This window comes from Marinomonas posidonica, assembly GCF_043643765.1.
Taxonomy (GTDB): Bacteria; Pseudomonadota; Gammaproteobacteria; order Pseudomonadales; family Marinomonadaceae; genus Marinomonas; species Marinomonas posidonica_A.
In genome coordinates this window covers 173,074-182,274 of the sequence record NZ_JBHZSP010000012.1, presented here as the reverse complement: position 1 = coordinate 182,274, position 9,201 = coordinate 173,074, and the positions used below count along the sequence as shown (strand labels likewise).

The window sequence follows — 9,201 nt, the reverse complement described above, 5'->3', positions numbered from 1 at the left end:
CTCAGAAGTGAAAAGCGCCATCGCCGATGGTAGTGTGGGGGATCCCATGTGAGAGTAGGTCGTCGTCAAGCTTTAAAATGAAAAGAACCTCGTCCTGCGAAGCAGGGCGGGGTTTTTTATTGCCTGAATTAAAATGCGAACCGCGTCACTTATCTCCTCACTACTTCTGGATACATGTGATTACACGATGCACCGAAGGGGCTAGTGGAAGACATCCGAAGGATGCCCGTAGGGGATAAAGCGAAGCTTTAGATCTGTGAGGTCGTCTCTAATATCCTCAGTATTCTAAAACCAGCCCCACACAACACGATCCCAACCAGCGACGCCTTGCGTCACTGCCGTCGTCAGCGGCTTACGCTGCTTGGGGTCTTGCTCATCTAGTCACATGCATAAGTCAGATGGGCTCAAGCTATCCGATATGATGTTTTGTCGACAAACCAAGTATCTTGTTCCTTCCCCTTATGTCTTCAAGGGTAAGGGATGGGGTTAGCCCAGCAACCTCTATCCAATCACATTAACTGCAAGACTCGGTTATTTTGTTAGCCTAGCCCGTTTTGTTCTTTCCCAAACAGCAACTCCTTGCGTCACTGCCGTCGTAAGCGGCTTACGCTGCTTGGGATCTGACCCCTGAGATACCATCGCCGATGGTAATAGTAACTTCTTTTGTCTGCAGGAAATGCCATCTTACCATTGCCTTCGCTTGCGCCTGTTTCGCAAGTTCAACGCGTCAGCACGACTCCAATGCCAAGGTGGCATGCATTAGGGTTTTTCTACGTCTTATGTCTTCAGGGGACATGCCGTCCCTAGAAGGGTGTTTCGGCGCTTTAATAAGCGCCTCTCTTTCGTTAAATTTATTTTATTCCGATCAAAAAACAAACTGAATAACAAAGTAGCGATAGATCAACTTGCTAGAAGTAGAAGACTCACGATCCCAAACAGCGACGCCTTGCGTCACTGTCGTCGTCAGTAGATTCGAATTTTATTTTGTTGAAAAGAAAGATGTATCCTCCAAATTTTTATAATTTGAGCCGGTTGATTTAGATGAATTCGTGCATGCCTAATTTGCAGGGAGGCTCTCTTCACTCTATGCTGATATTTCACCATATGGAAACACTCAAATTACAGGAGAGTAAAATGAGCAGTGATGTGACGATGCAGGCGGACTTTTCAACCTTCATTAATCCAGAATCTATTACTGGGATTATTAGTAATATTGATTTGCAGTGGGGCGATTTTTTGCAACCCCATAATGAAGATGAATTATTGATTAGAAAGGATATTCCAGTTGATAAAAGTTGCTTTAAACACAGTATGTTGGTGTCGGTAGCAGCGGAGACACAGGCTTTAAAACATACTCACGATGAACCTACGTTTAGGCTATTGATCGATGGGAAAGCGACATTTAATGGGGTTGAATACCAAGCTGGTGATTGGTTATTAGTTCCCAGAAATTATTCCTATAACATGGTGACTCATGTCGGTTTCAAAGCCTTAGTTGAATTTGGTGTGCAGTATGGATCACCTGAAGTGAGCGAAGTCATTCCATTATAGTGCGCTATTCGGAGCATAAAAAAACGGAGCAGTCGCTCCGTTTTATCCACATTTTATTTGTCTTCCGTGGTTTGTATTTTATGTGTTAATAACTTAGGCACTTATCCACTTCATTTGCCGCGCCAAGAATCACCGCCACTCTTTGATGAATACCTTCAGGCTGGATGTCTAAAATGCGTTGACTGTGGGTATGCGCTTTACCACCTGATTGTTCAATTAACATGGCCATTGGGTTGGCTTCATACATCAAACGCAATTTGCCTGCTCGATTAGGTGACTTGCTGTCCCAAGGGTAAATGAAGATGCCGCCTCGACATAGAATACGATGTACATCACCAACCATCGCCGCGACCCAGCGCATATTGAAATCTTTTTTACGGGTGCCGGTACTACCTGCAATCAAGTCGTTAACATAATTTTGCATCGCGGCAGACCAAAAACGTTGATTAGATAGGTTAATGGCAAACTCTTGTGTTTCAGCTGCAACCGTTACTTGATCTTGGGTTAGAACAAAGTCATTGTTTTCTGGGTCAAGCGTGAACATCTGGACGCCATTACCTGTTGTTAGTACCAACATACAAGAAGGTCCATACAGCACATAACCTGCAGCCACTTGCTCAGAACCGGGTTTTAAGAAGCCTTGTTCAGTTGCTGGCTTACTACCAGTGTCATGGTAGATAGAGAAAATGGTGCCTACCATGGCGTTGATGTCTATGTTAGATGAGCCATCTAGTGGGTCGAAGGCGATTAAGTATTCACCCGTAGTATTCGCGGGGACAATGTCATCTTCTTCTTCTGATGCGACTGCTCGAACAGCAGGGCAGGCTAACAATGCCGTTTTAAGCATGTCGTTTGAGATGATATCGAGTTTCTTTTGCTCCTCTCCTTGCACGTTTTCGTTTCCCGCCACTCCAAGAATACCTGCAAGAGAGCCTTTGTGAAGAGCATTGCAAATATCAATACAAGTGTTGGTCGTAACGCTTAAAACAGTTTGAAGTGATGTTGGTGTCGAGCTGGATGCCAAAACGTGTGCTAGGTTTTGCATGATCAAGCTTTTCCTTATTATTTTGAGGGTGATGAAATTATGCCACTCTCAGCAGAGAGTGTCAGCTGAGCTAGCTCGTTGAAGTGAAAATAAATAGGGCAGCGGGACTTTTTCCGTTAATCTACAAGCCATTGATGGAGGAGGGGTTATGTCTGAATTTGTTGTGCATCACGTGGCGTTAGATGGTCAAGGCGGCGCAGACCATTTGGCCGAGACGGATTTGCCAAAGAGAATTCCTGAAGCAGGTTGTCGTTGGATTCATGTGGATGCTTCGGAAGACTCGAGTCGAGACTGGTTGGCCAGTGTTGAAGGGGTTGCTGATGAGGTTGTCGAGGCATTATTCGCTGAAGAGACACGTCCTCGAATGGTTAAAATGGGCCGTGGCACCTTAGTGATTCTTCGTGGTGTGAATTTAAACCCAGGTTCTGATCCATCGGATATGGTGTCGTTACGTTTATGGGTGACGCCACACTTTATCGTATCCAGTCGACGTCGAAAATTGTTATCCGTTGAAGATGTGGTAAATAGCTTGGCGCAAGGTGAAGGTCCTACAGATAGTGCTGATATTTTGGCCACCTTGACCGTCACATTAACGGGACGAATGTCGAGTGTCATCGTCAATTTAGAAGAAGAGTTGTCTGATTTAGAAGAACGAATTGGCGAAGGCATCGAGCAGGGACAAAGAGAATTATTGGTTCAACGTCGACTTGAAACCATTCGTTTACGTCGATTTTTGGTGCCTCAAAAAGACGCTGTTCAAGCCTTGGCTCAAGATACGTCTAGTTGGCTGACGAGTCGGCAAATCACGCAAGTTCAAGAAGCCGTGAACGACATTGTTCGTTATGTTGAGGGGCTTGAATCATTAAGGGAGCGTTGCCAGTTAATGCAGGAAGAGTTTGTCAATTTACAAGCTGAAAAAATGAATGCTCGTATGTATGTGTTGTCGATTTTGTCTGGAATTTTCTTGCCCTTGGGTTTTTTAACTGGGTTGTTTGGTATCAATATCGCGGGGATGCCTGGCACCGATAATAATCAGGCTTTTGGGCTGTTTTGTGCGGTTTTAGTGGTGATGGGGGTCGGACAGTTTTGGTTGATGCGAAAAAGTCGCTGGTTTTAAGAGTAAGATGAGCCACTTTTAGAAAGGTGATTTAAGTGGCTCATTTGAGGTTCTCTAGTCGTTTTTCAGTGTTTTCACACCGTCTTGTGTTGCCAGTAATAACACGTCAGCAGATCGATTAGCGAACAGCCCGTTGGTGACGACTCCAACAATCGCATTAATCTGAGCTTCAAGCTTAATTGGGTCAATAATCTTAAGATTGTAGACGTCCAGAATGTGGTTGCCATTATCCGTCACCACACCTTCACGGTAGACTGGATCGCCCCCCAGTTTTACTAGTTGGCGAGCCACATGACTGCGTGCCATGGGGATGACTTCAACGGGTAAGGGGAAATCTCCCAACACTTTGACCAATTTTGACTCGTCAGCAATACAAACAAACTCATCACTGCAAGCCACCACGATTTTTTCACGGGTCAAAGCGGCACCACCACCTTTGATAAGGTGTAGATGATGATCGGATTCATCGGCGCCATCGATGTAAACACGAATCTGATCGACACCATTTAAATCGTAAACAGGAATGCCATGATCTTTCAGGCGTTGGGCTGAAGCATCAGAGCTGGCTACGGTGCCATCAAACTTGCTCTTGTGTTTGGCCAACTCATCAATGAAAAGGTTAGCCGTTGAGCCTGTGCCAACGCCGACAATGGTGTCGTCTTCTAGTAACGGTAGAATGTAGTTAACGGCCGCTTCCGCGACAGCTTGTTTTAACTCATCTTGGGTCATGAGGGAGTGCCCTTTATTATCGTTGAATGAGAAAGTAGTTAGAGCTTACTCTTTTGGTAAGCTTCCTCTGTTGGTGTCATTATTATATTCCCTTCTCTAAATGAATGTTAGCCAAAACAACTGGGATTTATGCTGGCTATTTTGCAGATTCAGGGGCTTTCGCCTTTACGTGAGTTAAGCCGAACAGGTATATTTCGATGTTCTATTTTTAGACTTGGTTTTCTCAATGCTGTTGAGCGCCGGTCTTGTTCTGACGAATGTTATTTTCCTAGGAAACATTATGCCTCATACCATGATCAAAAAGATTCTACAGGCACGCGTATACGACGTTGCCGTAGAAACACCACTGTCTCGAGCCAATCAATTATCGAATCGATTGGGCAACGAGATTATTTTGAAGCGAGAAGACCTGCAACCCGTTTTCTCGTTCAAAATTCGTGGGGCATACAACAAAATTTGTCAGCTCACCGATGCTGAAAGGGCCAATGGGGTGATTGCCGCATCAGCCGGAAATCATGCACAGGGTTTGGCATTGGCGGCGAAAAAATTGGGTGTGCAAGCCACCATTGTAATGCCAGCAACGACACCGGAAGTGAAGGTCAGCGCCGTGCGTAACCATGGTGCGGAAGTGGTGCTGTTTGGTGATGCTTTTGATGAGGCTTCTGCTAAATCAAAAGAGATCATGGCACAAACGGGACAAACTTATGTTCACCCTTTTGACGATGTCGATACCATCGCTGGACAAGGCACGATTGGTATGGAAATTTTACATCAGCATGAAGGCAATATTGATGCGATTTTCATACCGGTAGGTGGTGGTGGCTTGATTGCTGGCGTCGCGGCTTATGTTAAGTACCTACGTCCTGATATCAAAATCATTGGTGTGGAACCTGAAGATGCGGCTTGTTTAAAAGTGGCAATGGAAAAAGGTGAACCAACTCGTCTTGCTCAAGTGGGCATTTTCGCTGAGGGGGTTGCGGTCGCTGAAATTGGTCATAACACCTTTGCCATTGCCAAAGACACGGTTGATGACGTGATCACAGTCACAACGGATGAAATGTGTGCTGCGATAAAAGACATTTATGATGATACTCGAGCCATTACCGAGCCAGCTGGTGCTTGTGCTTTGGCGGGATTGAAGAAGTACATTGAGCGTGAAGGCGCCAAAGGTCAGACCCTGATTGCGATTAACAGTGGTGCCAACGTGAATTTTGACCGCCTACGCCATGTGTCAGAACGTGCAGAACTGGGTGAAAAACGTGAAGCTATCATTGCTGTGAAGATTCCTGAGTCTCCCGGTAGCTTTAAGGATTTCTGCCAAGCGTTAGTTGGTCGAAATATCACCGAGTTTAACTACCGCTATGGTGATGATCAGCAAGCGGTGATTTTTGTTGGTGTGGCATTGGGCGGAAGCCCCCATAGCCGTAAAGAACTGTTGGACGATCTAAAAGATTACGAAATCATTGATTTAACTGATGATGAAACTACTAAGGTGCATGTGCGTCATATGATTGGTGGCCACCTACGCAGTCAAAAAGGGGAGTTGCTATACAGTTTTGAGTTCCCTGAACGTCCTGGTGCCTTGTTGAAATTCCTCAACACCTTAGGTGGTCAGTGGAATATTTCTATGTTTCATTATCGTAATCATGGTGACGCCTATGGTCGCGTGTTGGTTGGCTTACAGGCGGTTGGCGAAGAAACGGATGTGACGCATTATTTAGATGAGCTAGGTTATCCTTATCAGGATGAAAATAATAACTTGGCATGTCAGCTGTTCTTTCGCTAAACGGCGGTAAATCGGTTATTATTAGGTCATTAATTTTCTTATTTAAACCCTCCGCTTGCTAGGCAAGAGGAGGGTTTGTGATTTTGATATGCCAGCCTAACGGCATGTTAACTGTTTAAAGGTTTCCTTGTGAATATTCAAACGCTTCTAAATCAACGTATTCAAGCCGCTATGGTTGCGGCTGGTGCACCAGAAACAGCTCCAGCACTGACTCGTCAATCCGCTAAGGTTCAGTTTGGTGATTACCAAGCCAATGGCATTATGGGTGTGGCAAAAAGCCTTAAGATGAACCCTCGCGAATTGGCGCAGAAAGTCGTCGATGGGTTGGATTTATCCGACATCGCGGAAAAAGTCGAAATCGCAGGCCCTGGTTTTATCAATATCTTCTTGAAGAATGCTTGGTTGGGCAAAGAACTTATGGCTCTGCGCCAAAGTGAGCGCCTAGATGTGCCAAGTGTGGCAGCACCTGAAACCGTCGTGGTAGATTATTCTTCTCCAAACCTAGCAAAAGAAATGCACGTAGGGCATCTACGTTCTACCGTTATTGGTGATGCGGTTGTCCGTACCTTAGAGTTTTTAGGGCACCGAGTTGTTCGTCAGAACCACGTAGGTGATTGGGGAACGCAATTCGGTATGCTATTGGCTTATATGGAACGCTTACGTTCTGAAAGCGCTGAGATTAGTATGGCGTTGTCGGATCTTGAGACCTTTTATCGAGCGGCTAAAGGCTGTTTTGATGAAGATGAAGCCTTTGCCAATCGTGCTCGTGAATTGGTTGTGGCTTTGCAATCCGGTGATAAAGACTGCTTAGCCTTATGGGATGAGTTTATCGACATTTCTCTGACGCACTGTGAAGAAACCTACAAAATGTTGGGTGTGTCTTTAGAGCGTCAACATGTCATGCCTGAAAGTGCTTACAATGATGATTTGCAAAATGTAGTCAATGAGCTGCAAGAGCAAGGTTTATTGAAAGAAGACCAAGGCGCACAATGTGTCTTTTTAGAAGAGTTTGCTAATAAAGAAGGGGAAATCACCCCGATTATTGTGCAAAAGACCGGTGGTGGCTTTTTGTATTCCACGACGGATTTAGCCGCAGTGCGTTTCCGTCAACACACATTAGAAGCCAGTCGTGTGTTGTATTTCGTCGATGCGCGTCAATCGTTGCATTTCCAGCAGATCTTTACCTTGTCTCGTAAAGCCGGCTTCGTAAAACCAGAAACTCAGTTGGAGCATATGCCGTTTGGTACGGTAATGGGCAGTGATGGCAAGCCGTTCAAAACACGCTCTGGTGGCGTTGCGAAACTGTCTTCATTGCTAGAAGAAGCACAAGAACGCGCTTATCAGTTAGTGTCTTCTAAGAACCCTGATATGAGTGAAGAAGAACTTCGTAACATTAGTCGAGTGGTTGGAATTGCCTCGGTTAAATACGCGGATTTATCGAAAAACCGTACCAGTGATTATGTGTTTAACTGGGACACTATGTTGAGTTTCGAGGGCAATACTGCGCCCTATTTGTTGTACGCTTACTCTCGTGTTGCCAGCATTGTGAAACGTTCTGAGATGGACGTTGCATCTTTAACGGGTGAAATTCAAGTTGAAGCAAGCCAAGAGCGTGCGTTGGCCATGAAGTTGTGTCAGTTTGAAGAAGCCATTCAGCAGGTTGCGAACGATGGTATGCCTCACTTCTTATGCGCGTATCTGTACGAATTGGCAGGAACCTTCATGACCTTCTATGAAGCTTGTCCAATCCTAAACGCTGAAGAAGACGTTAAAAATAGCCGTCTACAGTTGGCGTTGAATACAGCGTCAACATTACAACTTGGTCTATCATTGTTGGGTATTGAAACCCTAGAAAGAATGTAGTCCATACCGCTTATTCAGTGAGCGGTTGGGTAGGTTTAGATAAAAGGCGCAGTTCGTTAGGATTCGCGCCTTTTTTATCACTGTATTGAAATGCGCTGTGTCGATATAAGGGTGAAAAGAGGAACGAGATGAAAATATACATAGCTTATACCGGTGGTACGATTGGTATGGTGCCATCATCACAAGGCTTGATCCCTGATGCGGCCTTTGCTGACCATTTAAGTGAGCACCTAAACGCCTCAGATGAGCTGCCACACGATTTTGTAATACAAAGTTATGCTGAGTTGATTGACTCCTCTAATGCCACGCCAAAAGACTGGCAGACCATTGCGTTAGACATTCAAAGTAAATGGCATGAATTTGATGCCTTCATTGTGCTTCATGGCACAGATACCATGGCGTATACCGCCGCCGCGCTGAGCTTTATGTTTGAGCAAAGTGCTAAGCCAATAATCGTAACAGGCTCACAAGTGCCCATGTATAAAGCGCGAACCGATGCCATGAACAATGTGTTAGGGGCGATTTCTGCTTGTGAATCCGTTTCCAGAGGTGTGTTCTTATTCTTTGCTGGTCGTTTGATTGAGGGGGATTGTGCTCATAAATCGCATACTAGTGACTGGCTGGCTTTTTCTTCTCCCAATCGGGCTGAGCGAGGCATTTTAGGCATTGATTGGCGTTGGCGAGAAGGTCAAGCCGATGATGTTCCCTGCGTGATTCGTATTCCTGAGATGGCGTCTGGAGTGGTGACCTTATTACCTGTTTTTCCGGGTGTGCAAGCGGAGCATTGGCGCGATTTATTAAATGAATCCGTGCAAGGTGCTGTGCTGTTGAGCTATGGTGCGGGCAATGCGCCCGATAAAGACGCTGAACTTTTATCGGTATTGCAGCAAGCCAGTGAGCGAGGGGTTGTCATTGTTAATGTCAGTCAATGTGGAGCGGGCAGTGTGGTAGCTGGTGCCTATGCGGCCGGGTCAGCCTTGGTGAACGCAGGTGTGATCTCAGGGCAAGCGATGACTTATGAAGCGGCTTTCGCTAAGTTGCATTTTTTGATCGGGTTGGGTTTGAACACTGCAGAGATAAAAGCCGAGTTTTAAGGAAGGTACGAACAAG

At 45.5% G+C, this 9,201-nt stretch carries 7 protein-coding genes; 5 read left to right on the top strand and 2 right to left on the bottom strand.

From position 1 onward, the window contains the following. Nucleotides 1-1,134: 1,134 nt before the first annotated feature. Complete coding sequence (locus ACHUFM_RS14800) at nt 1,135-1,551, top strand: hypothetical protein (RefSeq protein ID WP_394183122.1); 417 nt, start codon at nt 1,135-1,137, stop codon at nt 1,549-1,551. An 85-nt stretch (nt 1,552-1,636) separates the two neighbouring features. Here the strand turns inward: ACHUFM_RS14800 and ACHUFM_RS14795 are convergent, their stop codons facing one another. Beyond that, nucleotides 1,637-2,596, bottom strand: coding sequence for a class 1 fructose-bisphosphatase (locus tag ACHUFM_RS14795; protein ID WP_394183121.1), 960 nt, complete (start codon nt 2,594-2,596; stop codon nt 1,637-1,639). Nucleotides 2,597-2,744: 148 nt separating this feature from the next. Here ACHUFM_RS14795 and ACHUFM_RS14790 point away from each other — a divergent pair, with 148 nt between their 5' ends. Beyond that, the gene (locus ACHUFM_RS14790; protein ID WP_394183119.1) at nt 2,745-3,713 is read left to right on the top strand and encodes a zinc transporter ZntB; all 969 of its coding nucleotides are present in this window, start codon (nt 2,745-2,747) and stop codon (nt 3,711-3,713) included. A gap of 54 nt (nt 3,714-3,767) precedes the next feature. Here ACHUFM_RS14790 and rpiA read toward each other — a convergent pair whose 3' ends face one another. After that, nucleotides 3,768-4,442, bottom strand: a complete 675-nt coding sequence (rpiA, locus tag ACHUFM_RS14785) for a ribose-5-phosphate isomerase RpiA (protein WP_063333602.1) — start codon at nt 4,440-4,442, stop codon at nt 3,768-3,770. 280 nt (nt 4,443-4,722) lie between these two features. Between rpiA and ilvA the strand changes: the two genes are divergently transcribed. The 3 genes from ilvA to ACHUFM_RS14770 all read left to right on the top strand — a co-directional run bounded on the left by ilvA (nt 4,723) and on the right by ACHUFM_RS14770 (nt 9,185). Next, nucleotides 4,723-6,228: a threonine ammonia-lyase, biosynthetic gene (gene ilvA, locus ACHUFM_RS14780; RefSeq protein WP_394183117.1), complete on the top strand. Its 1,506-nt coding sequence runs from the start codon at nt 4,723-4,725 to the stop codon at nt 6,226-6,228. A gap of 129 nt (nt 6,229-6,357) precedes the next feature. Continuing rightward, complete coding sequence (gene argS / locus ACHUFM_RS14775; RefSeq protein WP_394183116.1) at nt 6,358-8,091, top strand: arginine--tRNA ligase; 1,734 nt, start codon at nt 6,358-6,360, stop codon at nt 8,089-8,091. Nucleotides 8,092-8,219: 128 nt separating this feature from the next. Beyond that, the gene (locus tag ACHUFM_RS14770; protein WP_394183114.1) at nt 8,220-9,185 is read left to right on the top strand and encodes an asparaginase domain-containing protein; all 966 of its coding nucleotides are present in this window, start codon (nt 8,220-8,222) and stop codon (nt 9,183-9,185) included. The last annotated feature ends 16 nt before the right edge of the window (nt 9,186-9,201 follow it).

Bases quoted from the DNA above. Each gene is read 5' to 3' on its own strand.
- rpiA (WP_063333602.1), bottom strand. From the start codon at position 4,442: ATGACCCAAGATGAGTTAAAACAAGCTGTCGCGGAAGCGGCCGTTAAC.
- ACHUFM_RS14790 (WP_394183119.1), top strand. From the start codon at position 2,745: ATGTCTGAATTTGTTGTGCATCACGTGGCGTTAGATGGTCAAGGCGGC.
- ilvA (WP_394183117.1), top strand. From the start codon at position 4,723: ATGCCTCATACCATGATCAAAAAGATTCTACAGGCACGCGTATACGAC.
- ACHUFM_RS14770 (WP_394183114.1), top strand. From the start codon at position 8,220: ATGAAAATATACATAGCTTATACCGGTGGTACGATTGGTATGGTGCCA.
- ACHUFM_RS14795 (WP_394183121.1), bottom strand. From the start codon at position 2,596: ATGCAAAACCTAGCACACGTTTTGGCATCCAGCTCGACACCAACATCA.
- ACHUFM_RS14800 (WP_394183122.1), top strand. From the start codon at position 1,135: ATGAGCAGTGATGTGACGATGCAGGCGGACTTTTCAACCTTCATTAAT.